Origin of the sequence: Duganella sp. BJB1802, from assembly GCF_013369445.1 — a bacterium.
Lineage (GTDB): Bacteria > Pseudomonadota > Gammaproteobacteria > Burkholderiales > Burkholderiaceae_D > Rugamonas > Rugamonas vulcania_A.
Genome location: NZ_JABWEF010000016.1, coordinates 50,621 through 75,673, shown reverse-complemented (window position 1 = coordinate 75,673; position 25,053 = coordinate 50,621). Strand labels below are relative to the sequence as shown.

19 protein-coding genes are annotated in these 25,053 nt (G+C 63.7%); 16 read left to right on the top strand and 3 right to left on the bottom strand.

Annotation, left to right across the window (positions count from 1 at the left end; translation table 11 throughout):
- Positions 1-22: 22 nt before the first annotated feature.
- The 10 genes from HUX88_RS23080 to HUX88_RS23035 all read left to right on the top strand — a co-directional run bounded on the left by HUX88_RS23080 (position 23) and on the right by HUX88_RS23035 (position 14,878).
- A complete protein-coding gene (locus tag HUX88_RS23080) occupies positions 23-2,149 on the top strand; it encodes an amylo-alpha-1,6-glucosidase (protein WP_176363268.1) in 2,127 nt (708 codons plus the stop codon).
- A gap of 169 nt (positions 2,150-2,318) precedes the next feature.
- Positions 2,319-3,344 (top strand): LacI family DNA-binding transcriptional regulator, encoded by a 1,026-nt coding sequence (locus HUX88_RS23075; protein WP_176363267.1) that lies wholly within the window; start codon positions 2,319-2,321, stop codon positions 3,342-3,344.
- Positions 3,341-4,609: an extracellular solute-binding protein gene (locus HUX88_RS23070; protein ID WP_176363266.1), complete on the top strand. Its 1,269-nt coding sequence runs from the start codon at positions 3,341-3,343 to the stop codon at positions 4,607-4,609. The genes HUX88_RS23075 and HUX88_RS23070 overlap by 4 nt, the downstream gene beginning before the upstream one ends.
- Entirely contained in the window at positions 4,606-5,682 is a 1,077-nt protein-coding gene (locus HUX88_RS23065; RefSeq protein ID WP_117010411.1) for a carbohydrate ABC transporter permease, read from the top strand. Before HUX88_RS23070 ends, HUX88_RS23065 begins: the two co-directional genes overlap by 4 nt.
- Positions 5,679-6,566 carry a carbohydrate ABC transporter permease gene (locus HUX88_RS23060; protein WP_217916416.1) on the top strand — a complete coding sequence of 296 codons (888 nt, stop codon included), beginning with the start codon at positions 5,679-5,681 and terminating at the stop codon, positions 6,564-6,566. The genes HUX88_RS23065 and HUX88_RS23060 overlap by 4 nt, the downstream gene beginning before the upstream one ends.
- Positions 6,567-6,580: 14 nt before the next feature.
- The gene (locus HUX88_RS23055; protein WP_176363265.1) at positions 6,581-7,558 is read left to right on the top strand and encodes a family 43 glycosylhydrolase; all 978 of its coding nucleotides are present in this window, start codon (positions 6,581-6,583) and stop codon (positions 7,556-7,558) included.
- Between the two features lie 43 nt (positions 7,559-7,601).
- Positions 7,602-9,917: a GH32 C-terminal domain-containing protein gene (locus HUX88_RS23050; protein ID WP_176363264.1), complete on the top strand. Its 2,316-nt coding sequence runs from the start codon at positions 7,602-7,604 to the stop codon at positions 9,915-9,917.
- 1 nt (position 9,918) lies between these two features.
- Positions 9,919-11,022, top strand: coding sequence for an ABC transporter ATP-binding protein (locus tag HUX88_RS23045; protein ID WP_176363263.1), 1,104 nt, complete (start codon positions 9,919-9,921; stop codon positions 11,020-11,022).
- Entirely contained in the window at positions 11,019-11,957 is a 939-nt protein-coding gene (locus HUX88_RS23040; protein WP_176363262.1) for a carbohydrate kinase, read from the top strand. Before HUX88_RS23045 ends, HUX88_RS23040 begins: the two co-directional genes overlap by 4 nt.
- An 89-nt stretch (positions 11,958-12,046) precedes the next feature.
- The gene (locus HUX88_RS23035; RefSeq protein ID WP_176363261.1) at positions 12,047-14,878 is read left to right on the top strand and encodes a TonB-dependent receptor; all 2,832 of its coding nucleotides are present in this window, start codon (positions 12,047-12,049) and stop codon (positions 14,876-14,878) included.
- A 67-nt stretch (positions 14,879-14,945) separates the two neighbouring features.
- Here the strand turns inward: HUX88_RS23035 and HUX88_RS23030 are convergent, their stop codons facing one another.
- Both HUX88_RS23030 and HUX88_RS23025 read right to left on the bottom strand, forming a co-directional pair.
- Positions 14,946-15,920 carry an NAD(P)-dependent alcohol dehydrogenase gene (locus HUX88_RS23030; protein WP_176363260.1) on the bottom strand — a complete coding sequence of 325 codons (975 nt, stop codon included), beginning with the start codon at positions 15,918-15,920 and terminating at the stop codon, positions 14,946-14,948.
- 92 nt (positions 15,921-16,012) lie between these two features.
- The gene (locus HUX88_RS23025; RefSeq protein ID WP_229219496.1) at positions 16,013-17,161 is read right to left on the bottom strand and encodes an NADH:flavin oxidoreductase; all 1,149 of its coding nucleotides are present in this window, start codon (positions 17,159-17,161) and stop codon (positions 16,013-16,015) included.
- A gap of 68 nt (positions 17,162-17,229) precedes the next feature.
- Between HUX88_RS23025 and HUX88_RS23020 the strand changes: the two genes are divergently transcribed.
- The gene (locus HUX88_RS23020; RefSeq protein WP_117010419.1) at positions 17,230-17,598 is read left to right on the top strand and encodes a helix-turn-helix domain-containing protein; all 369 of its coding nucleotides are present in this window, start codon (positions 17,230-17,232) and stop codon (positions 17,596-17,598) included.
- 58 nt (positions 17,599-17,656) lie between these two features.
- Here the strand turns inward: HUX88_RS23020 and HUX88_RS23015 are convergent, their stop codons facing one another.
- The gene (locus tag HUX88_RS23015) at positions 17,657-18,397 is read right to left on the bottom strand and encodes a GntR family transcriptional regulator (RefSeq protein WP_117010420.1); all 741 of its coding nucleotides are present in this window, start codon (positions 18,395-18,397) and stop codon (positions 17,657-17,659) included.
- A gap of 150 nt (positions 18,398-18,547) precedes the next feature.
- Here HUX88_RS23015 and HUX88_RS23010 point away from each other — a divergent pair, with 150 nt between their 5' ends.
- The 5 genes from HUX88_RS23010 (at position 18,548) to HUX88_RS22995 (ending at position 25,052) form a co-directional block, all read left to right on the top strand.
- Positions 18,548-19,822: an MFS transporter gene (locus tag HUX88_RS23010; RefSeq protein ID WP_117010421.1), complete on the top strand. Its 1,275-nt coding sequence runs from the start codon at positions 18,548-18,550 to the stop codon at positions 19,820-19,822.
- Positions 19,819-20,742 carry an amidohydrolase gene (locus HUX88_RS23005; RefSeq protein ID WP_176363259.1) on the top strand — a complete coding sequence of 308 codons (924 nt, stop codon included), beginning with the start codon at positions 19,819-19,821 and terminating at the stop codon, positions 20,740-20,742. Before HUX88_RS23010 ends, HUX88_RS23005 begins: the two co-directional genes overlap by 4 nt.
- 133 nt (positions 20,743-20,875) lie before the next feature.
- Positions 20,876-21,658, top strand: coding sequence for an ABC transporter substrate-binding protein (locus HUX88_RS32580; RefSeq protein WP_229219495.1), 783 nt, complete (start codon positions 20,876-20,878; stop codon positions 21,656-21,658).
- On the top strand, positions 21,655-23,832 hold the full coding sequence (locus HUX88_RS23000; RefSeq protein WP_229219494.1) for an ATP-binding protein: 2,178 nt from the start codon (positions 21,655-21,657) through the stop codon (positions 23,830-23,832). Before HUX88_RS32580 ends, HUX88_RS23000 begins: the two co-directional genes overlap by 4 nt.
- Complete coding sequence (locus HUX88_RS22995) at positions 23,829-25,052, top strand: response regulator (RefSeq protein ID WP_176363257.1); 1,224 nt, start codon at positions 23,829-23,831, stop codon at positions 25,050-25,052. Before HUX88_RS23000 ends, HUX88_RS22995 begins: the two co-directional genes overlap by 4 nt.
- Position 25,053: the final 1 nt, after the last annotated feature.

Sequence of the window (25,053 nt, the reverse complement as noted above, 5' to 3'; positions counted from 1 at the left end):
CATGACTACACGCTCTCGCCACATGGCCTTCGCGGCCCTGCTTTTCGCTGCTTGCTGCAAGGCGTTCGCGGCCTCTTCAGCCACATGGATTTGGTCTCCCGGCGACTTCGAGATCTGGCTGAGCAATCAGATGCAGGTCGAGCGTAAGGAGCGCGATGCGCTGTTCATGCCGTTTTGGCGCTTCTACAGCCACCAGCCGCTGGTGAACTTCATCAAGGATGTCGACCTGGCCGCTCCGGAGGAGCTTGGGTTGACGGTGGAAGGCAAGTTCAGCGTGATGCTGGATGGCCGCTTCGTGCAGGGCGATCCGCACCATATCATGCTCCCGTCCGGCAAGCATGTGATCAACGTCCAGGTGTACAACGCGGCATCGCCGCCAGCGCTATACCTGCAGGGTACGACTGTGCGCTCCGACGCGACGTGGACGGTGGGGCCGGTGCCTCATTACAAGCCACCCAAGAGTGCGCCGGTGCGGGCCGCCAGTTGGAACTTCGATACACCCGATGCGCTGCCGTCGCGCTACAAATTGGCGACGCGCGAGATCCAGGCGGCCGTGATCCAACGCAGCCCGCGCTCGCTGCTGGTGGACTTCGGCCAGGAAACCATAGGTTTCGTCAGGCTGAAACATGTGACGGGGCGGGGCAAGGTCGCGCTGTATTATGGCGAATCGCGGGACGAGGCGCTCTCCATCGAAACCTGCGAGACGTTGGACCGCTATTCCGTCGACGCCGACGGCGATTTCGTCGCTGCGCATTCGCGCGCCATGCGCTATGTGAACGTTCAGCTGGACGAGGGTATGACGGTTGACGATGTCGTGCTGATGTATGAGTACCTGCCGATCACCCAGCGCGGCAGCTTCAAAAGCTCGGACGACGAACTGAACCGAATCTGGGACGTGTCGATCCGGACACTGGAGTTGAACACGCGCGAGTTTTTCCTTGATGGGATCAAGCGCGACCACTGGGTCTGGTCCGGCGATGCCGCGCAAGCCTACCTGATGAACTACTACTCGTTCTTTGATGGCGATACGGTCAAGCGGACGACCTGGGCGTTGCGCGGGGCGGATCCGGTGGACATGCACATCAACACCATCCTGGATTATTCGCTGTACTGGTTCATCGGCATACAGGACTACTATCGTTACACGGGCGACGCCGATTTTGTGAAGAGCATCTATCCGCGCATGGTAACGCTGATGGATTTCGTGCTGGGGCGGCGCAACGTCGATGGCATGCTGGAGGGCTTGCCGGGTGATTGGGTGTTTGTCGACTGGGCGCCCATGCCCAAGGAGGGCGAGCTGAGCGTGATTCAGTTGCTGTTCGCGCGCAGCCTGGAGGCGATGGCCGACTGCGCCGCGTTGGCCAAGGATGACGAGAGGGCTGCCCAATATCGTCAACTGGCGGCGGAATTGAAGGACAAGACCATGGCGGCCTTTTGGGATCCGCAGCGGCAGGTGCTGGTCAACCGCCGGGTCGGAGGCAAGCAGGATCCGCTGGTGACGCGACACGCGAACATGTTCGCGCTGATGTTCGGCTATCTGACGCCTGCCCAGGCGGAGGCAGTCAAGCGCAATGTGCTGAAGAACGACGCGGTGCAGAAGATCACCACGCCGTATATGCGTTTCTACGAACTGGCGGCACTGGCGGAAAGCGGTCAGCAGGACTACGTGACCGCCCAGGTCAAGGACTATTGGGGCGGCATGCTGCGAGACGGAGCGAGCTGTTTCTGGGAGCAGTACGATCCGAAACAGCAGGGAGCGGAGCGCTACGCCATGTATGGCAAGCCCTTTGGCATGAGCCTGTGCCACGCCTGGGGAGCGAGTCCGGTCTACCTGTTCGGCCGCTACTATCTCGGTGTGCGGCCGACTCTGCCCGGCTACCAGGCTTACGTGGTGGAGCCCCGGCTGGGCGGCTTGCAATGGATCGAAGGCAGGGTGCCGACGCCGCATGGGGACATTTCGGTGTCCGCCAACCGGACGGAGATGCGGGTGTCGGCGCCAGCCGGGGATGGCGTGTTACGGTTTATGAGCGCAACCCGGCCGCATGCCGGCGGCACAGCGATTCGCGCCGTCGGGCCTGAGCATTACGAGATGGCGCTGAAGGCCGGCGAGCAGTACGTGGTGACCTATACGCTGCCTGGCGCGCATTGAGGCGGCAAGTATCGCTTGGCCGAATCTGTCATCGCGGTGCGCGCGGTGTCCTGTAGATACCTGTTGACGTCCAACCAAGGATTGCCTATCATCTCTAAAAATGACAACGTTGGACATTTTCGTTTGTTCAAGGAAGTCGACTCAAAAAAACAGCAGCAGAGGAGACGGTGTGGCAACGATTCATGATGTCGCCGAAAAGGCAGGCGTTTCTATCAAAACAGTGTCGCGCGTACTGAATGGCGGCACGGAAGTTTCTGAGAAGACCCGGAACCGCATTGAACAGGCGATGCGGACGCTGGAGTTCACGCCTTCGGCCGCCGCACGCATGCTGCGTGGGCGCCCGACCGGTCTGGTTGCGGTCATTGCGGAGCAGCTGACCACAACTCCCGATTCCACCGAGATCATCAAAGGCATACAGCAAGTATGCGAACAGCTGGGAAAGGTTTTACTGATCGGCGAAACCGGCGGCCATGCCGATGTGGCGGAGCGCCTGGTTGCCGATATGCGGGAGCGCCGTGTCGAGGGCATTTTGTTCGCGACCCCTTTTCACCGTCGGGTTGAACTGGCGATGTCGCTTGGCGGCACGCCCACCGCGTTGGCCAATTGCTTTGAAACGGCGGGGCGTTATATGCAGGTGGTCCCGGACGATGAGAGCGGCGGCTATGCCGCTGCGCAAATCGTGCTGCGGGCCGGTCACCGCAAGATCGCCTTTCTGCAACTGATACCCGGCATGGTGGCGACCGATCTGCGTGCGCGCGGCTTCCACAAGGCGATGCAGGAACACGGCATCACATCGAGACCGGAATGGCTGATTCATGGCGCCGAGGCGGACGACGCAAACGAATTTGCGCATCTGTCCGGTGCGGTCGACCGTCTATTCGCCGGCGCCGACCAGCCTACCGCCATCTTGTGTGGCAACGATAAGATGGCGATGCGTGTCATTTTCATCCTGCAACGGCGGGGACTGCGCGTTCCGGCGGATGTGTCCATTGTGGGCTTCGATGATTTCAGGCTCATTTCCGAAGCGCTCGATCCCGGCCTGACCACGGTGGCGCTGCCATACCGTGAGATAGGCGAACTCACCGGACGTTTTGTGCTGGACCCCGGCGGTCAAATGGCCAGGACGGTCCGCGTGCCTTGCGTGCCGGTTATGCGGGGCACGGTGGCGGCACCGCCGGCCAGGGCCAAGCCATGAAGCGCGCATTGATCGTTTTGCTGGCCGGGATGGCGGGGACAGTGATGGCGGCGCCGGTTGAAATCCGGGTGTGGCGCCACGATACCGGCGACCTCGAGATGGCTGCGGGACGCGCCGCGGTCGAGCGCTTCAATGGCTCGCAGTCGCGCTGGAAGGTCGTGGTCGAGGCGATCCCGCAGGGCTCGTATACCGAATCCATTACCGCCGCGTCCATGGTCGGCCAGCTGCCATGCGTTATTGCGTTGGACCAGCCGACCGTGCCCAACTTCGCCTGGGCGGGCCATATACGCTCGCTGGATACGCTGTTGCCCGCCGACGCACTGGCCCGCCTGCTGGAAGGCGGACGCGGCACCTACAAGGGCAAGGTTTATAGCGTCGGCCAACTGGACGTGGTGCTGGCGCTGTTTGCCCGGCGTTCGCAATTGGCGTCGCTGGGCGTGCGCGAGGCAACCATGGAAAAGCCTTACACGGCGGTTGAATTCCACGACATTCTCGCCACCGCGAAGCGCAGCGGTCATTATCGCTTTCCACTGGACTTGAACGGCCGCTTCAAGGGCGAATGGTACAGCTACGCTTTTTCGCCGTGGCTGCAGAGCGCCGGCACCGATCTGATCGACCGCGCCACCTATTTGCATGTCGACGGCGTGCTCAATAATGACACGGCGGTTGGCGTCGGCCGCTATTACGGCAGATTATTCAAGGAAAAGCTGGTGGAGCGTCATCCAGCCGACGATCGCGCATTTGAACAAGGCCGATCGCTGTTCCACTACACTGGCTCATGGAAGGCGCGCGAATACAGCGAGCGGTTCGGTGGCGATCTGGTGGTCATGCCGCCACCGGACTTTGGCCGCGGGCCGAAGATAGGCGCCGCATCCTGGCAGTGGGGCATCACCCAGAGCTGCCGCAATCCCGACGGCGCGGCGGCGTTCTTGACCCATCTGATCTCCTCGCCGGAAATCGCCGCCGCCTCGCGCATGACCGGCCTCGTACCTGTCACCGCCGAGGGCGCCATGATGACCGAACACTATCGTCCCGATGGCGACTGGCGGGCGTATTTTGAATTCGCCAGGCGTTATGCGGTGGCGCGGCCGGCCACGCCGGCCTATCCGGCGCTGTCGTCCACCTTTGAGAAAGCCATGGCGGACATCCGCAGCGGCAAGGATGTGGCCGAGGCACTGGACGAGGCCGTGGAAGCCATGGAGCACAATATCGCGCGCAACAACGGCTACGGCTTCGGCGCGCCAAAAGGGAGGGGGGCCTTATGAAACTCAAACTCGGCCAGGACAGTCCATTCGCGGTGGCGCTGTTCGCCTCGCCGGCGGTGCTGCTGTTCATGCTGTTCGTCGCCTTGCCGCTGCTGCTGGCCGCCGGCGCCACGCTGACCAACCATCGCCTGATGTCGCCCGAGCCCACGCGATATATCGGACTGGACAACTACCGCCGATTGCTCGCGCTCGATCTGGCCGTCGTCGAACCGCTGCGCGAAGCGGGTGCGGTGCTCAGGGACGAGGATGGCGTCCGCTATCCCACCTGGCGCCAGGTCCGGCGCTTGCATCCCGAATTGGGCGCCTACCGGGAAGCGTTCCATCTCGACCTGCCCGAGGCGCTGGGCGGCGCGCGCTGGGTGTTGGCCGCCAGCGATCCATTGTTTTATCGATCGCTGATCAATACCTTCCTGTTTGCGTTGCTGGTGCTGCCATTGCAGTGCGGCGTTGCGCTCGGCCTTGCGGTGCTGGTCAATCAGAAGATACGCGGCCGTATCTTCTTCCGCACGGTGTATTTTGCACCGGTGGTCACGTCGATGGTCGTGGCGTCCATCGTCTGGGCCTTCATGCTGAACACGGATCGCGGCATGCTCAATGAATTGTTGCGAGGCTTGCTGGGCGACCCGAACGCCGGTCCGGATTGGCTGGGCGACAGCCGCTACGCCCTGCCGGCCATCGCGCTGATGTCGGCATGGCAGGGGGCCGGATTCCAGATGCTGGTGTTCCTGGCCGGCCTGCAGTCCATCTCGCCGGAACTGTATGAGGCGGCCACGCTGATGGGCGCCAACGCCTGGCAACGCTTTGTCCACGTCACCTTGCCGGGCCTGCGCAACACCATTGTGTTTGTCCTGGTATCGACGACGCTGCTGGCGTTCGGATTGTTCACGCAGGTGGATGTCATGACCTCGGGCGGTCCGCTCGATTCGACATCGACCGTGGTGTACCACGCTGTACGCAGCGGCTTCAAGGAGCAGGACGTCGGTTATGGTTCGACCATCACGCTGGTGTTCTTTGTCATCGTGCTGGCGTTGTCCTGGATGCAGCGCGCGTTGGTCGCAAAAGGAGAGAAATGATGGGCACCACCTGGCGCAAGCGTCTGCACGAAACCACGTTGTTCATCGCGATGAGCGCAATCGGCATCGTCTTCATCGCGCCCTTGCTGTTCATGTTTATTTCGTCGTTCAAGAGCGATGCCGCGATCTTCGCCAATCTGAATCGCTGGTCGGCGTACCTGCCCTCGGCGGAGTGGTCGATGCGCAATTACACGGCGGTGTTCGAGAAAAGCGACCTGCCGTCCTTCCTGCTGAACTCGACGTTGATCGCGGCACTGGTCGTGGTCGGCGGCGTGCTGGTCAACAGCATGCTGGCCTTTTCTATCGCGCGCATGCGCTGGCGCGGCCGCAACCTGCTGCTGGCGTTGGTGGTCGCGATGGTGATCGTGCCATTTGAAGTGATCGCCATCCCGTTGCTGTCGCTGGTGGCGCGCCTGCCTTGGCCGGCCATCGAACATGGCCGGCTGGTACTGCACACCGGTTGGTTCAACAGTCTGCACGTGCAGGTGATCCCCTTCCTCGCCAACGCTTTCTGCGTATTTCTGTTCTATCAGTTTTTCCGCGATATTCCGCCGGAACTGGACGAGGCAGCCAAGATGGATGGCGCCGGCCTGTGGACGGTCTATGCCCGCATCATCATGCCCAATAGCGGTCCGGTGATCGCCACCGCCGCCATTGTGCTGTTCATCTCCGCATGGAACCAGTACCTGTGGCCGATCATGGTGATACAGGGAGAGGCGTTCCGTCCGGTGCAGCCGGGCATACAACAATTTTTCGGACGCACTAATTCGTGGGGGCAGATCATGGCCTACGCATCGGTGATCACTTTGCCCGTACTTGCGGTGTTCCTGGCTTTCCAGCGGCAGTTTGTCGCGTCGGTGGCGGGCGCCGGAGTCAAGGGCTAACTTTTGGAAGCATCATGACACTTCAAATCAGCGACAAATTCATCTGGGACTTTTGGCACTTCGAGGAAGCGGGGCGGCAGCACCTGTTTTTCCTGCAGGCCGACCGCGCGATCGGCAATCCAGATCTACGCCACTGGAATGTTTCGATCGGTCACGCGGTATCGTCGGACTTGCGTGACTGGACGCCGCTGGGCACGGTATTCGGGCCGTCGGCCGGTCCCGCATGGGACGATTACACCACCTGGACCGGCTCGGTCATCAAGGCCGAAGGCGGCTACCACCTGTTCTATACCGGCACCAGCCGCGCTGAAAATGGCATGCGCCAGCGCATAGGCCATGCGGTGGCGGCCAGCATCGACGGCCCGTGGACGCGTGTCGGCACCGGTCTGGCGCTCGACCTGGACGAACGGTTTTATGAAGAGCATGCGGAAGGGCGCTGGCATGACCGTGCGCTCCGCGATCCGTGGGTGCTGCCGGAAAAAATAGACGGCATGTACCACATGTTCTTCACCGCGCGCCGCAACGACGGTCCGCTGTATGAGCGCGGTGTGATCGGCCATGCGGTGTCGCCCGACCTGATGCAATGGGAAGCGACGGCGCCTGTGTATGAAGGCGGACACTACGGCCAATTGGAAGTGCCGCAGGTGTTCGAACGGGAAGGCCGCTGGTACTGCGTGTTCTGCAATGTCGCGCCGCACTGGTCGGACCAAATGCGGGCCGAGCACGATGGCGGCGTGTCCGGCACCCATTACCTGGTGGCCGATCATCCGCTCGGACCATGGCAGCCCGCGCCAGGTTTCCTCGACGGCGACATCCCTTGCCGCCGCTATGCCGGCAAGATCCTGCGCGATCCGGTCACCGGCAAGGACAGCCTGATGGCGTTTGAAGACACCGGCGTGGACGGTCAATTCGTGGGCCGCATCTGCGATCCGATTCCGCTACGGTTGGAAAATGGCCTGTACCGGGTTGACGATCTTTTGGCTCGAGAATGACAACGATAGACATACAAAAATAAGAGCACCTGGAGGAGACACGATGATCAATCACTACCTGCGGCGCCTGCGCGGCGCTGGCTTGCTGGCCTGCCTGATGACGGCGCTGCATGCGGTCGCCGCCACGGCCGCGCCGCCCTTGGCGTATTGGCCGCTGGACGAGGGCGACGGCAAGCTGGCCACCGAGGCCGTATCGGGGCGGCGCGATGCCGTCGACTACGTCTTCAACCGCGCGCGCTTCAAGCCCGACTCCGCGCCGCTGTGGCGTCCGGCCGGCAGTTGCATCAGGAACGGCTGCTTGCTGTTCGACGGCTATTCGACCAATATCGCCGCGCCCGGTCTGAGCTCGGCGCAGCTGGCGCAAGGCTTTACGCTCAGTGCCTGGGTTGCTCCGCATGCGTTCGAGTGGGGCGATGGCGGCCATTACTCGGCCTTCCTGAGCCAGTTCGACAGCGAGGCCAAGCAGGGTTTTTCCTTCGGCGTTTACCGGTTTGGCACCTGGGGGATCAAGCTGGGCTTTGGCAGCGCCATCGTCGATGTACGCATCAAGGAGCGCAAATTGCCGCGCGACGCCTGGTCGCATGTCGCCGCCAGCTACGATCCCGCCAAGCGGCTGGTGGCGCTATTCCTCAACGGCGAGCGGCTGCTCAATGTCGCGGCGCCGGTCGACGGGGAATTTTCCATGCCGGCGTTGCCGTTGACGATAGGCCGCTACTCGCAGGCCGAGCAAATCGGTGGGGTCTTCAAGCTGAACACCTTCCTTGGCCTGATGGACGAAGTGCGCGTCGGCGCCGGCCCATCCGATGCCGCCGCCGTGTCCGCCATCATGGCGGCCGACCTCGGTGATCGCCATGGCGTCGTGCCGACGCTGTCGCCTTCGGACCTGCGGATCGCGTCATCGATTTTCGACGGCGACCCGCACCGCCCGCAATACCACCTGATGCCCGATGCCGGTTGGATGAACGAGCCGCATGCGCCGTTTTACTATGGCGGCCAGTATCACCTGTTCTTCCAGAAAAATCCGTTTGGACCGTTCTGGCATCAGATCCACTGGGGACACTGGGTCAGTCCGGACATGGTGCGGTGGCGCGAGCTGCCGATAGCGCTGGCGCCGGAGGACGATGGCTTGGCAACCGATGGAATCTGGTCCGGCAGCGCCACCTATGCGGCGGACGGCACGCCTGTGCTGTTTTTCACCGCCGGCAATGACGCGGCCAAGCCGAACCAACGCACCGGCATGGCGACACCGCACGAGTTGCGGGATCCGGATCTGGTGCGTTGGGATAAATACGCCACGCCGGTCACGTTGCAGAAGGAGGGACAGGGACGCTTCGGAGAATTCCGTGATCCTTTTGTGTTCCGCGATGGCACTCGATCGCACTGGTTCCAGCTGGTCGGCTCGTCGCTTCCCGGCCGCAGCGGCACCGCGTTGGTCTACGAGTCCTCCGACCTGCGCAACTGGACGCCGCGCGGCCCGCTGTTCTCCATCGATGGCAAACGCTTTCCCGGGTTCGAGGCCACGTGGGAACTGCCTGTGTTGCTGCCCGTAGGTAAAGGGCCTGACGGACGCGAACGCCACGTCTTCCTCAACGATCTGCATGGCCAAGCCTACTATTGGATCGGGGTGTTCGACGCCGCCACCGCGCGCTTTACGCCGGACATCGAGGCGCCGCGTGTGTTCGATCTGGGGCAGGGCCACTTCTCCGGGCCAAGCGGGTTCGTCGATCCGAAGACGGGGCGCAGCATTGTGTTTTCCATCGCCCAGGGCGAGCGCAAGCTGCAGGACGAGTACGACGCTGGCTGGGCCCACAACGGCGGGTTGCCTATTGTGCTTACGCTGGGCACGGACGGCGAGTTGCGGCTGGCGCCGATCGGCGAGCTGACCACGTTGCGCGGCCAGCAATTGCTGGACTTGCGCGACGTGAGCGTGGACCAAGCGGCGGCGGCGCTCTCGGCCATCCACGGCCGCGCCCTGGAAATGGAACTGGTGCTGGCGCCATCGCCGCTTGCAGGCAAGCGAGGCCTGGGTGTGCGCGCAGCGCCCGCACACGCCGAGCTGACCGAGCTGTATGTGGATACCGCGCGCAATCGCCTGGAGATCGATCGCACCCGCAGCGCCAGTGGCCGCGATGGCGGTGTGCAGGGCGGGGCGTTCGCATTGGCGGAGGAGCCGCTGCACATGCGGCTTTTCCTGGACGGCTCCATGATCGAGGCATACGTCAATGAGCGCAACAGTCTGACCAGCCGCGTCTACCCCACACGACGAGATGCCGACGGCCTGGCGTTGCTGGCACAAGCTGGCGACCGCGTCGTCTCGCTCAAGGTGTGGACGATGGGCATGACGGAAAAGAGGAACTGAGATGGCAGCGATAGCATTGCAGGGCGTCGGCAAGACCTACCCTGGAAAAGAGGCGCAGTACATTTTGCGCGACATCGATTTCACTATCGAGGACGGAGAATTCGTGGTGCTGGTCGGCCCGTCGGGCTGCGGCAAGTCGACCTTGCTGCGCATGATCGCCGGGTTGGAGGAAATCAGCACCGGCGAGATCCGTATCGGCGGCGAGCGCGTCAACGATACGCCGCCGTCCAAGCGCGGCCTGTCGATGGTATTCCAAAGCTATGCCTTGTACGCGCACATGACGGTGTTCGAGAACATCGCCTTTGGCTTGCGGCTGGCGCGGGTGCCGAAGGCCGAGATCAAGACCGCCGTGCAGTCGGTGGCGAAGATGCTGCAGATGGAGCACTTGCTCGAACGCCGTCCACCCCAGCTCTCCGGCGGACAGCGGCAGCGCGTCGCCATTGGGCGCGCGATCGTGCGCAAGCCTCGCGCCTTCCTGTTTGACGAGCCGCTGTCCAATCTCGATGCGGCCCTGCGCGCCGACATGCGCGTCGAGATCGCGCGGCTGCACCAGCAACTCGGCGCCACCATGGTGTACGTCACGCACGACCAGGTCGAGGCAATGACGCTGGCGGACCGCATCGTCGTGCTGGGACCTTCCGGCGTGCAGCAGATCGGCGCGCCGATGCATCTGTACGACCAGCCGGCCAATGTCTTCGTTGCCGGCTTCATCGGCAGTCCCCGGATGAATATGCTGCCAGGCAGGATAGATGCGAGCGGCCAGTTGTGGTTGGGCGTCGTGCGCCTGGGCTGGCGCGCGACGGCCGCTGGGCCGCAGGCCGACGTCACTGTCGGTATCCGGCCTGAACACCTCGCGGCGGATAGCGGCGGCGCGATCGCAGGCACCGTGCTGCTGGTCGAGCGGCTGGGCGCGGAGTCCTATGTGCATGTGCAGGTCGCCGGACTGGATAAGTCGCTGATGGTGGTGGTGCAGGGCGAACCGCCCGCGAGCGGCGCCACCTGGCGGGTGAGCCCGATGGTCGGCCGGCTCCATGTATTCAACCAGGATGGGGCCCGCGTGGACGCGCGCGCGCCGGATATCAACGCAGTGTCGGAGGTAGCATGATCGTCGTTTGCGGTGAAGCGTTATTTGATGTGTTTTGCGACAGCGACACGGCGGCCGGATTTGCGCTGTCCGCGCGTATCGGCGGTTCGCCATTCAACCTGGCGGTCGGTCTTGCGCGGCTGGGCATGTCGCCGATGTTCTTCGGCGGCCTGTCGGGCGATATGTTCGGCCGCAAACTGGCCAGCGCGCTGGAAATCGAGGGTGTCGATATTACCGCCGCGCCGAGGCCGCCGGCGCCGACCGCGCTGGTCACGGTCGATGTCGATGCCGGAGGCGTGCCGGCCTACACCTTGTACGGCAGCGCGACCGCCGAACGTCAAGTTGTTGCCGCCGACCTGCTGCGCGTGCCGCGCGATGCGGCCGCCATCCATGTCGGATCCTATTGTATGGCGGTCGAGCCGGTGGCCTCGACGTTGAAGGAGCTCGTCATGCGTCAACATGGCCGCAGCCTGATTGCGTTCGATCCGAACGTACGGCTCACGATACAGCCCGACCGCGCCGCATGGAGCGGCGCGATCGAATGGATGCTGCCGGTGACCGATTTGCTGAAGATTAGCGACGAGGATATCGGCCTGGTCTATCCGGGGCGGACTCCCGAGGAGTTTATCGACATGGCCATCGACGCCGGCGTGGCGCTGGTGGTCGTGACGCGCGGAGAGCAGGGCGTGCTGGCGGCGACACGCGCGGCGGGCAAGCACGCCATGCGGGCGCGGAAGGTCGAGGTCGTCGACACGGTGGGGGCCGGCGATACATTCCAGGCGGCGTTGCTGGCCTACCTGGCATGGCACAAGCTGCTGACGCGCGCCGCGTTGTCGGCGCTGGATGCCCCGTCATTGCTCGCCGCGCTGGACTTTGCCGGACGGGCGGCGGCGATCACCTGCTCCCGGCGCGGCGCCGACATGCCAACTCTGGAGGAGGTAACAACACAGGATTAAACAATTTTCTCGGAAATGACAACGATAGACATAACAAAAATTGTTCTGGCGGCAGCGCGCCGCCTGATAATCATAAAAGGAGATGCAGCATGACTTATTCGATCACTCGTTACCTCACGCGTTCGGCGGCACTGGCAATTTGCCTGGCGCCCGCACTGGTATTCGCGCAGCAGCAGGGCGGGGCCGCCAAGCCGGCGCCTCAGGCCGCCGAGGCCGCTACCGATCCGTCGGCGGTGGTCATCGTCACCGGCGTGACCAAGACAACGACCAAGAAGAATGCGACGTTCTCGATCAATACGTTGAGCGCCGAAGAAATCCAGCGGCTCGCACCGATGAGCACGGCCGACATGCTGGCCAATTTCCCCGGCATCTATTCCGAAGGCGGCAGCGCCGGCGAGGCCAGCAACAACATCACCGTGCGGGGACTGCCGGTCACCGGCGGCTACCGCTTTGCGCCGCAGCTGGTGGACGGCTTACCGGCCTATGAAGAGCCTGAAGCGCCGTTCATGAACAACGACGTCTTCATCCGCGACGACCTGATGACCGAGAGTGTCGAGCTGGTCAAAGGCGGTCCGGGCGGGATCTTGTATTCGAACGGTCTGGGGGCCACCGTGAATCACGTGACGCGCACCGGTGGCGATCATGTGGCCGGCGGCTACAAGATCGAGTACGCGGACTATGGTTTCCTGCGCCAGGACGCTTTCATCTCCGGTCCGCTGGCGCCCAATGTGACGGGCGCGGTCGGCGGCTTCTACCGGCGCAGCGACGGCGTGCGCGACACGGGCTATACCGCCGACCGGGGCGGCCAGGTGCGGGGAAATGTGGTCTACACCAGCAACGACCGCAAGACCACGGCGCGCGCCGACGCGCTGGTGATCAACGATCGCACGGCGTTTTACCAGAACCTGCCGATTTCCGTGCCGCGTTTCAGCAATCCCGGCACGCCGGCCAATCCGACCGCCATCAGCCAGAACACCATACAGCCGCTGGGAATCGACTTCGCCCACGGCACCACGGCCTCGCCGTACAATCGCTACTTCAACATGACCGGCGAATACGGCACGCGCACCATCGACCAGGCCGACGGCATCCATCCCGATTTCAAGATGTTCACGCTGAGTGGCTCGCGTGAGCTGGAGGATGGATGGAAGGTCTCCGCCGGACTGCGCTACACCACCGGCACCAACGGCTTCAACGCCGTCTTCACGGGCAACGATACCGCGACCTCGACGAACTTCCTCAACGCGCGCTACCAGAACGACGTGATCTCGCCAGCGCATGGCGCGGCGCTGGGCTGCAATCTCGGCAACGCGAAGCTGGTCGGCTTCTTCAATGTCCCCTCCAGCAACGCCTGCGCGTCGTTCGCCAACATCAGCCGCGAGGACTTCATCAAGAAGTATGCGAAAGCGACTGCTGTCGCGGGCCGCTACCTGAATGACGGTTCGCCGGTGCCGGCGTCGGCCAATCTGAACTTCATGATTCCCTTCATTGCCGACGTTGATGCATCGAGCACCTCGCTGGATCTGAAGACCCAGAAATCGTTCACGCTCAAGGGCTCGCATGACCTGACTTTCGGCGTCTACAAAAGCCGCTACAACTATGCCCCGAACTTCCAGCAGGCGCTGTTGGTCAGCGACGTCGCCAATCAGTCTCGCCTGGTCGATTTGATCGCCGTCGATGCGCAGGGCAATCAGGTTGGTCCAAGCCTGACGCAGGGCGGCGCGATTTTGCCTGGCTGGGGAGGCTTTGTCAGCAAGATACAAGGGGACGGCAACGCAGCCTACCTGCTTGACCATTGGGAAACCATGGGCAACAAGTTGAAGATGGATTTTGGTGTGCGCTGGCAGAACCTGAAAGCGGATGTCACACGGCGTGACCGCAACGTCATCACCAACCTGACGCCGGCGGGCGTGGTGGTCGGCTCCACCCAGGATACGACGGCCGACAATGAGATCAGCATGCCGGGCGATCCGCATACGCTGCGGCAGACCTATCACGGGTTTGGCTGGTCGGTCGGGGGGAACTATAGCTTCAGCAAACCGCTGGCGGTGTATGGATTGGCGTCCGATTCCTTCCGTTTGCCCAGCCTGCAAGACCTGAACGATTTGAGCACCGCGACCGCCACCGTGGTCAACGGCAAGCCGGTGGAGGTCAGCGCCGTCGAACATATCCGCCAGTACGAGATTGGCTTGCGTTATCTCACGCGTGGCTTTGGCGCCTCGATCGCGGCCTTCTACAATAACTTCTCGCCGCGCAGCGCGATCAATATCTACAAGGACATCACCTCCGCTTCGTGCGGCACGCAAGGCGGCGTCACGCAGATCAATTCCTGCCCGGACGTGGCGCAGTTGTACAAGCGCGGCGTGCAAAACGTTGGCACGGAGATCGAACTCAGCTGGCGTCCCGCCGCGCTGGAGGGCCTGGAGCTAAAAGGCAATCTGGTCATGCAGAACCCCAAGGTCAATGGCGCCAACTACACCATTACGCAGGAAGACAAGGATCCGCAGGGCGTTATCACCGGCTACCACTATGTGCAGGTCAGCGAGGACGGCCGCCGTCCGCGCCGGCTTCCGAAGGTGATGGTCAACCTCATGCCCTCGTATGACCTGAAGCCGCTGACCGATGTGCCGGTGAGTCTGTACGCGCAGTACCAGTATTACGGCTCGCGCTACTCGGAGGCGACGGACAGCAACGTCACGTTGTATCCGGCCTACCATATCATCAACGCCGGCGCGCAATATCAGATCAGCGAACGGCTGAGTGCGCACCTGCATGTGGCCAATCTGACCAACCAGCTGTCGTTCACGGAGGGGGATCCGCTGTTCAACGATCTGCTGTCTCCGGACGGCACCCGCAACCGTGGCGTGGCGAGGCCGCTGTTCGGCCGAACCCTGCGCTTTAGCCTGACGTACATGTTCTGACGTACAAGCCGCCGGTCCGCCTTGGCAAGGCGGACCGGCGGCGGATCGCCATCACCAGGGGCGCAAGTCACTTCGAGGTTGAGAAACCATCGTCCACGGTGATGACGATACGGCCCAGGTAATCGCCTTTCTGGTATTTGGCGTAAGCCTTCGCGAGTTCGCGGACCGGATAGGTCGAGTCGACGGCCACCTCGAAGCCCGACTCAAGCCAACCGGCAAGAAGCTCCAGGTCTTTTTGTTTCGACTTCACATAGGCAAGCGCAACCGAAGACGGGGAGAACAAACTGTTCAACTTGTCGGCGAAAAATGCGGCCGACGGCAGCGTGGTGATGAAGGCGCCGCCGTGTTTCAGTTTTCCCTTCCATTGGCTCCAGCGATAGGCAGCCGCCGGGTCGAAAATAACGTTGAAGGTGCCCACGGCGTTGTCGACCATGTTGGGATTTTTTCGATCGATCACCGCGTCGGCACCGAAGCGCCGGGCTAGTTCAAGGCCGCTGGGGGAGCCCAGCGCCGTCACCTGGGCACCGAGCCTCTTGGCCACCAGAACCGCCGTTGAGCCCACGGCTCCCGAGGCGCCCGTGATCAACACACTCGCGTCCGTCGCAGGCAGTCGGCCCTGATCGCGTATGCACTGCAGGGCTGTCAGGGCCGATGTGGCCGCGGCGGCGGCTTGCGCGTGGGAGACGTTGTCCGGTTTGCGTGCGATTTGATCGGCTTGTGCGACGATGAACTCGGCGAAAGCGCCCTGGTTGTTCGCCGGGCCGTAGGGCAGGAATCCGAAGACACAATCGCCGGGTTGCCATTGCGTCTCTCCCGGCCCCACCGATTCGACGACGCCTGAGAAGTCGTAGCCCAGCACCATGGGAAATCGTCGGCCGTGCAAGAACTTGACTTTGCCCAGTGCGACCTTGAGGTCGGCGGGTCCCAGGGCTGAAGCGTGAACCCTGACGAGGACTTGCCTGTTTTTAGGTTGCGGCGTTGGCAGTTCGGTCTGCACCAGATTGTCGATTGAACCGTATTTGCTTAGGCATATGGCGCGCATTGAGGAGAGCTCCTGAAGAGGTAATTTGTGTGGACTGCCAGGCAGCGCATCTGAGGGCGGAGGCGGTCTCCCGCCCCGGCGTTTGAGTGGGATTAAACGAGTTCGGCCAGCGAGGCGGCGTCGAAGCCTTTGAGGCTGTCGTAATGCTTGCCCTGGATCTTGGCGGTCCAGTCGGGATCGCTGATCAGGGCGCGGCCCACGGCGATCAGGTCGAACTCGTCGCGCTCCATGCGTTCGACCAGCCGGTCCAGGCTCATGATGCCCGAGCCCTTGCCGGAGAACGCGTTCAGCACGTCGCCGTCGAGCCCCACCGATCCCACGCTGATGGTGGTCGCGCCGGTCAGCTTCTTGGCCCAGCCGGCGCAATTGAGGCCGTTCTCGCCGTCGATCTCGGGAAACTCCGGTTCCCAGAAACGGCGCTGCGAGCAATGCAGCACGTCCACGCCGGCCTCGACCAGCGGCAGCAGCCAGTCCGTCATGGCCGCCGGCGTCTCGGCCAGGCGCACGCTGAGGTCTTGCTGTTTCCACTGGCTGACGCGCAGGATGATCGGGAAGTCGGGGCCCACGGCCTTGCGCACCGCCGCCACGATCTCCCTGGCGAAACGCGAGCGCTGCTGGATGGTCGCGCCGCCGTATTGGTCGGTGCGCAGGTTGGTGCCGGACCAGAAGAATTGATCGATCAGGTAACCGTGCGCGCCGTGGATTTCCACGGTGTCGAATCCCAGCCGCTTGGCGTCGGCGGCCGCCTTGGCGAAGGCGGCGATCGTGTCGGCGATGTCGCTGTCGCTCATGGCCACGCCGCGCGCCGCGCCGGGCGCGTTGAGGCCGGACGGACTTTCGACCGGCGCCTCGGGCTCCCATTCGGTGTAGCGGGCCGAGCCGGTGTGCCACAGTTGCGGCCCCATGCGGCCGCCGGCGCCGTGCACGGCGTCGATCACGCCCTTCCATCCGGCCAGCGCCGCCTCGCCGTGGAAGAAGGGGATGTTGGGATCGTTGCGCGAGGCGGGGCGGTCGACGACCGTGCCTTCCGACAGGATCAGGCCCACCTGGCCGGCCGCGCGGCGCTGGTAGTAGGCGGCGTTGGCGGGCGTCGGCACGCCGCCGGGGGAAAAGGTGCGCGTCATCGGCGCCATGACGATCCTGTTTTTCAGCGTGAGCGATTTGATGGTGAGCGGACGAAACAGCACATTGGTGTCGATGGAGGACATGAAATGATTCTCGATGGTGGATGGAAATCGCATGGTATATGATTTATACTTAGTGTCAATTAGGCACTTTGAGGTGCCTAGGTATAGCCAAGGAAACCACCATGAAGACCCGTATCGATTGTTTCTCCGCCGATTGCCCGAGCCGCGCCCTGTTCGATCAGGTTTCCGACAAGTGGTCGATGCTGGTGCTGATCTCGCTTGAAGAGGAGCCGGTGCGCTTCAACGCCATCAAGCGCCGGCTGGAGGGGGTGACGCAAAAGGCGCTCACCCAGTGCCTGCGCAAGCTGGAGCGAAACGGGCTGCTGTCGCGCCATGTGATACCGGTGTCGCCGATTGCGGTGCAGTACGAAATTACGCCGCTCGGCCGCACTTTGCTGCAGCCGTTCAAGGTGATGCACGACTGGACATTGACAAAGTTGGCCGAGGTCGAGGAGGCGCGGCGAGTCTTCGATCAACGCAACATGGAGTAGTGTAGGCCAACTTTCGGGGCGGGTTGGACGGGACGCCAGGCCGGCCAGTCAGGCTTGCCTAGCGGATCTCGACCTGGTAGCGGAAGTCTTCCGCCGGTCCGCGCGAGCGGCGCCATTCCAGCGGGCGCCGGTCGTAGCCGAGCGCCAGTCGTTCGATCACCACCACCGGTTTCCCGGCTTGGATGCCCAGCAGCTCGGCATCGTGGCTGCCGGCCGAATCCACCGTCAAGGTCTCTTCGGCCGACGCAATCACTTTGCCGCACAGTGTTTCATAGAGCGGGTACAGCAAATCCGGAAAATCGGCCGGCGCGATCTTCATCAGCGCCGCGAACGCTGTCTGCGGCAGCCAGATTTCCTCCAGCAGCACCGGCTTGTCATCGACCAGGCGCAGGCGGTCGAGGCGGATGGCCTGGGCTTTCTTTTGCAGGTCCAGCGCTGCGGCCACGGCAGCCGGCGGCGCCGCCAGCGTGCGTTTCAGGATGCGGCTGCGCGGCACTTGATGCTGCTCGCCGCGCATCTGATGGCGGAAGAAACGGAACAGCGAGGCGTCGAAAGTGGGGCGGCGGATGAAGGTGCCCCGGCCTTGGCTGCGCTCCAGCATGCCGTCGGCCACCAGCGTGTCGATCGCCTTGCGCAGCGTGCCCATGGCCACACCGTAGTGTTTGGTCAGTTCGCCTTCGGTGGGAATCGCCGCCGTGGTCTGCCACTCGCCGCTGGAAATCCGCGCCAGCATGTCGTCGCGCACACGCTGGTACAGCGGCAGGCGGTCGTCTGCTGCGGGGACGGTCGATTTCTTCATTGATATGTAGGACTATAGGGCTGGATGTGTAGCACTGTAGCCGAATATCGCGCACCAGTCCATCGGCGATGGTTGACATCGCCGCACTCGAGGATTACCATTCATTCAAACATCTATATGTTTAAATGACTAAAATACGAGGAGATGGCAATGTTTAACTGGTATCGGCAGGTGTCGGGGCAGGAGCGCAGGACGTTTTGGGCCTGCTTCAGCGGCTGGGGGCTGGACGCGCTGGATGTGCAGATGTTCACCCTGGCCATCCCGGCGCTGATCGCGGCGTTCGGCCTCGACAAGACCCAGGCCGGCATGATCAGCGGCGCCACGCTGGTCGCCTCGGCGCTGGGCGGCTGGATCACCGGGGCCATTTCCGACCGTCTTGGCCGGGTGCGCACCCTGCAACTGACCATCCTGTGGTTCTCCATCTTCACATTCCTGTGTTCCTTCGCCCAGACCTTTCCGCAGCTGATCGTGTTGAAGGCGCTGCAAGGCTTCGGCTTCGGCGGCGAGTGGGCGGCCGGTGCGGTGCTGATGGCCGAAACGGTGCGCAGCGAGCATCGCGGCAAAGCCATGGGGACGGTGCAAAGCGCGTGGGCGGTGGGCTGGGGCGCGGCGGTGATACTCTACACCGTGCTGTTCTCCTGGCTGACGCCGGACATGGCATGGCGCGTGATGTTCATGCTTGGCCTGCTGCCCGCGCTGCTGGTGGTGTACGTGCGCCGCTCGATCAAGGAGCCGGCCAAGGCCGTGGCGGCTGCGGCGCCGGCAGCCGACAAGGTGCCGCTGATCGGCATTTTCTCGCCCAAGCTGTTGAAGATCACGGTGATCGGCAGCCTGCTCGGCATGGGCGCGCACGGCGGCTACTATGCGCTGATGACCTGGCTGCCGACTTATCTGAAGACCGAGCGCCATCTGTCGGTGCTTGGCACCGGGGGCTACCTGGCGGTGATCATCGTGGCGTTCTGGATGGGCTGCATCGCCAGCGCGCAGCTGCTGGACCGCATCGGACGGCGCCGCAATGTCGCGCTGTTCGCGGTCTGCTCCACCATCACCGTGTTAGTCTACCTGCTGGTCCCGCTCGGCAATACGGCGATGCTGTTCCTCGGCTTCCCGCTGGGCTTCTTCGCGGCCGGCATCCCGGCCAGCCTGGGCGCGTTGTTCAACGAACTGTATCCGGCGCCGATACGCGGCGCCGGCGTCGGCTTCTGTTATAACTTCGGCCGCATCGCCTCGGCTGGTTTCCCGGTGCTGGTTGGCTATATGAGCAAGTCCATGCCGCTGGGGGCGGCGATCGGCATCGACGCCGCCATCGCCTACGGCGTGGTGGTGCTGACCGTGCTGATGCTGCCCGAGACCATGGGCAAACAGATGGACGGGGAGGCGGGCAAGCCGTCCGTCCGCGCAACCCAGCCCGAGCTGGCGCCATGATAACGCGCCGACATTTCAACGTGAGCTTGATGGGCCTCTCCGCCGGGATGGTGCTTGCGCCGCTGGGCGGATGCGCGACTACTCCAGGAACACAAAGATCTGATTCTATGATTGCTATCGATTGCCACGCCCATGTATTCCTGCACACCTTGCCGATGCCGGATCCGCGCCGCGCTCCTGCCGGCTACGACGCCACGCCGGAGGCCTATCTGCGCACCCTGGATGCCAATCGGATGACCCACGGGGTGCTGGTGCAGCCGAGCTTTCTTGGCCTGGACAACAGCTACATGCTGGACGTGTTGCGCGCCCATCCGGCCCGGCTGCGCGGCATTGCCGTGGTGGCGCCAGGCGTCACGGCGCAGCAGCTGGACGAGATGCAGCAGGCGGGGGTGGTTGGCATCCGGCTGAACCTGATCGGCCTGCCCACGCCGGACTTTGACAGCCCCGGCTGGCGCGCGCTGCTGGAGCAGATACGCCAGCGCGACTGGCAGGTCGAGGTGCATCAGGTGGCGGCGGGTTTGAAGCCGGTGCTGGAGCCGCTGCTGGCGGCCGGTGTCAACGTGGTGGTGGATCACTTCGGCCGTCCCAGCGCGGCGCTGGGCGTGGAGGATCCGGGTTTTCAATACCTGCTGTCGCTGGGGGCGTCGCGCCAGGTGTGGGTCAAGCTTTCGGCCGCCTATCGCAACGGCCCCGCCGGCCGCGGCGAGGCGAGCGCGCTGGCCGCGATGCCTTTGTTGCTGCGGCATTTCGGCGCTGAGCGCCTGCTGTGGGGAAGCGACTGGCCACATACCCTGTTTGAAAGCACGGTACGATACGCCGAACAAAGGCGGCAACTGGAACAATTGCTGCCCTTGGAGAGCGAGCGCAGCATGGTGCTGCACCAGACGCCGGCAAGGCTGTTCCGCTTCACCGACAGATGAGCGATGGCGCGGGACACCCCTCTGTTCGTGTTTAGTGTTGGTGTGCCGCAACGATAACCCTGTCCGGCACCATTCGGCGGTACACTTGGCTCATTCCACGTGGGGATATGAGATGACACGAATGGGTTTGTTCTTGCTTGTCGTAGGCGCGCTGGCCGGCTTGCCACAGCCTATCCACGCCCAGGCGCCGGCACTCCATCTTGCAAGTCTGCAGTGGTTGCCATACGTCGGACCTGGCCTGCCCGAGGACGGCATGTCCGGTGCGGTGGCCAAGGCCGTCAGCAAGCACTTCGGCTACGACGTCAAGATCGACTATTTCCCCTGGAAGCGTGCGATGCAGGCCGGCGGCGCCGATCCGGACTTCATCGGTTACTTCCCCGCTTATTACACGGCGGAGCGGGCGCGCCAATGCCACTTCTCGGCGCCGATGGGCCACAGCACCGTCGGCTTTGCCGTACTGGCCGGGGAACCGCTGCACTGGTCTGTTCTGGACGATCTGGCGGGCGCCAAACTGGGCGTGGTGCTGGGCTATTCCAACGGCGAAGCCTTCGACGACATGGTCAAGAACGGCAAGCTGCGGGTCGACGCGTCGGACAACGACACGATCAACTTGAAGAAGCTGCTGGCCGGGCGGGTGCGCGCGGTCGTGATCGACAAAGCCGTGCTGCGCTATCTGCTCGCCACCGACCCCGTACTCAACAAGGAGCGCGCGCGTCTGGCGTTCGATGCCCATCCTCTGGCCGAGCTGACCTTGCACGTATGCTTCCAGCGCACCGCCCTCGGACTGAAAATGCAGCAGTCTTACGACGCCGCCTTGCTCCACACCGATATTGCGAAGATCGAAAACGCGTATTTCGACAAGCTGGACGGCATGTCGGCCGCCAAGCGCCAATTCCTTCACGAGAGCGCTCATTGAAACTGCGTGTCGCCATCGTGCTGGCCGTCGCCGTCGGGCTACTGCTGCCGGCCTCGATTAACATCTACACCACTCGCCATCGCGAGGAAGTGCAGAGACAGCGCTGGGAGTTCGAACATCGCTACCTGACCGATATCCTGGCGCTGGGCATGCAGGAACCGCTGTGGAACGTCAACGCCGACGCCGGCCGCCCATTGCTCGCGTCGCTGTTCGCCGACGAGCGCATCGTCGCCATCAAGGTGCGCGATCAAAGGACCGGCGACGTCCTGTCCGAAGAGTATCCGACGCGCCGGCGCGGGCGCAGCTCGCATGTGGTGCGCCAGGTCACGCGAGACGGCATGTTGATCGGCAATGTCGACCTGGAGATGGCCAGCGGCCTGCTCGACGCCGAGATCGCCAGCGAGCGGCGCTTGTTCGCGCTGACGGTGGGCAGCGCTCTGTTGTTGTCGATGCTGATGATCGTCACCCTGCTGCAACGCCGCCTGCTGGCCCCGATCAAGCGCCTGATGGGGGAGTCGGCGCGCCTGGCCGAGGGCGATTTTTCCCTGCCCTTCGTCTGGCACCGGAACGACGAGCTCGGCGCGCTGGGACGCAGCGTCGAGCACACGCGGCGGGCGCTGCACGCCTATTTCATCGAGATCGAGGCGAAGAACATCGCCTTCCAACAAGAGATCGAGTACCGCACCCGCGCCGAGGCCGAGCTCGCGCGCCACCGCGACCACCTCGAGGAATTGGTGCGCGACCGCACCACGCAATTGCAGATCGCCAAGGAGCAGGCCGAGTTCGCCAACCGCGCGAAGAGCACTTTCTTGGCCAGCATGACGCATGAACTGCGCACGCCGCTCAACGCGATCCTCGGCTACACCCAGATTTTGAAACGCAACAAGGCGCTCGACGAACGCCAGAGCGCCGGCCTGAACACCATCGAGCAGAGCGGCGAACATCTGCTGATGCTGATCACCGATCTGCTCGACCTCGCCAAGATCGAGTCCGGCAAATTCGAACTGCAGCTCGGACCGGTCGACATGAACGCCTTTCTGGCCGGCGTGGCGCGCATCATCCAGGTGCGCGCCGAGCAGAAGGGGCTGGCCTTCGACGTCAGCGCGCCGGCCAAGCTCGCGCCCATGCTGGTCGACGAGAAGCGCCTGCTGCAGATCCTGCTCAACCTGCTGGGCAACGCGGTCAAATTCACCGACCAGGGCGGGGTGGCGCTGGCGGTCTCCGGCACCGGCCTGCCGGGCGCCGACGGGCGCGTCGCGATCCGGTTCGAAGTGAGCGACAGCGGCGTGGGCATGTCCGCCGATCAGCTCGACACCATCTTCCAGCCGTTCGAACAGGTGGGCGAGGCCGAGCGCAGGTTCGGCGGCACCGGCCTGGGGCTGTCGATCAGCCGGCAACTGGTACGCATGATGGACAGCGAGATCCATGTCGACAGCGCCCCCGGCGTGGGCAGCCGCTTCTGGTTCGAGCTGGAGGCCGAACCGGCCGCCGCCGTGCAGGCGCCGGCGCAGGCCGAACGGGCCGTGACCGGCTACAGCGGCGAACGCAAGACCATCCTGATCGTCGACGACATCGCCGCCAACCGCCACGTGCTGCGCGACCTGCTGGGCGGCATGGGCTTCGACACCACGCTGGTCTGCAACGGCCAGGAGGCGGTCGACAGCGTGCGCAGGCAGGCGCCGCACGCCGTGTTGATGGACATCGTGATGCCCGTCATGGACGGCCTCGAGGCGATCCGCCAGATCCGCCGGCTGCCGGGCATGGCGAGGCTGCCGATCATCGCCATTTCCGCCAGCGTCACCAAGGAGGACCAGGACGAGAGCCTGGTGGCCGGCGCGGACGCCTTCATGACCAAACCGGTGCACCAGAACGGCCTGCTCGAGCACCTGGGCGGCCTGCTCGGGCTGGCGCTGCGCTACGAGGAGGAGGCCGCGCCGGCCGAGGGCGCGGCCGGCGCCGACCAGATGATCCCGCCCCCGCGCGCCCAGCTGGAACGGCTGCACCGCCTCGCGCGCGAGGGCGACATGCGCGCGATCCGCCAATTGGCCGACGAGATCGAGGCGTTCGATGTACGGTATGCTGCATTCGTCCAGCTGTTGCGGCAACTGACGCGGGAATACCAATCCAGGGCGCTGGTGGAATTGGCCGAGCGCTACGTGGAGGGCGCCCTATGAATCCGGCAGAACAGCAGACCATCCTGATCGTTGACGACATTCCCGCCAACCTGGACGTGCTGGTCAATTACCTGGAGGAGAACCAGTTCCGCGTGCTGGTGGCCCAGGACGGCGAGGAGGCGCTCGAGCGCTGCCGCCTGGTGCAGCCCGACCTGGTGCTGCTCGACGTGATGATGCCCGGCATCGATGGCCTCGAGACTTGCCGCCGGCTCAAGCAGGACAGCGCCACCGCCCCGATCCCCGTCATCTTCATGACCGCCCTGACCGACAGCGAGAACGTGGTGGCGGCCTTCGACGCCGGCGGCGTCGACTACGTCACCAAGCCGATCCGCATCACGGAGGTGCTGGCGCGCATCCATACCCACCTGGCCCTGCGTGCCATGCACCGGCAGTTGATGTCCCAGAACAGTTTGCTGCAAGAGGCGAACGACCGCCTGCTCCAGGCCGAAAAGATGGCGTCGATCGGCCAGCTGGCCGCCGGCGTGGCCCATGAAATCAACAACCCCATCGGTTTCGTCAACTCCAACATGGGCTCGCTGCAGACCTATGTGACGACCCTGTTCGGCGTGCTCGACGACTACCAGCTCGCGGCCGCCGGCGCGCCCGAGGTCGCGGCGCGCATCGCGCAATTGAAGGATGCCGCCGAAGTCGACTTCATCCGCGAAGATTTTCTCGCCCTGATGAGCGAGTCGCGGGACGGCTTGCAACGGGTGAAGGATATTGTCCAGTCGCTCAAGGATTTCTCGCATGGCGGGAGCACCGAGTGCGCCAGCGCCGACCTGCATCGCGGCCTGGACAGCACTCTGAACATCGTCAACAACGAGATCAAATACAAGGCCGAGATCGTCAAGGAATACGGCAAGCTGCCGCCGGTCATGTGCGTCGCGTCCCAGCTCAACCAGGTGTTCATGAACCTGCTGGTGAACGCCGCCCACGCGATCGACGGCAGGGGCGTGATCACGATCCGCACCGGCGTCGCCGGGCAATGGGTCTGGATCGAGATCTCCGACACCGGCGGCGGCATGGCCCCCGAAACCGTCCATCGCATTTTCGAACCCTTCTATACGACCAAGCCGATCGGCACCGGCACCGGTCTGGGCCTGTCCGTTTCGTACGGCATCGTCAAGCGCCACGGCGGCCGCATCGACGTCGAGAGCGAGCTGGGCAAGGGCAGCCGATTCACCGTGCACCTCCCCATCCACGGCAACGCCGCGGCATGAC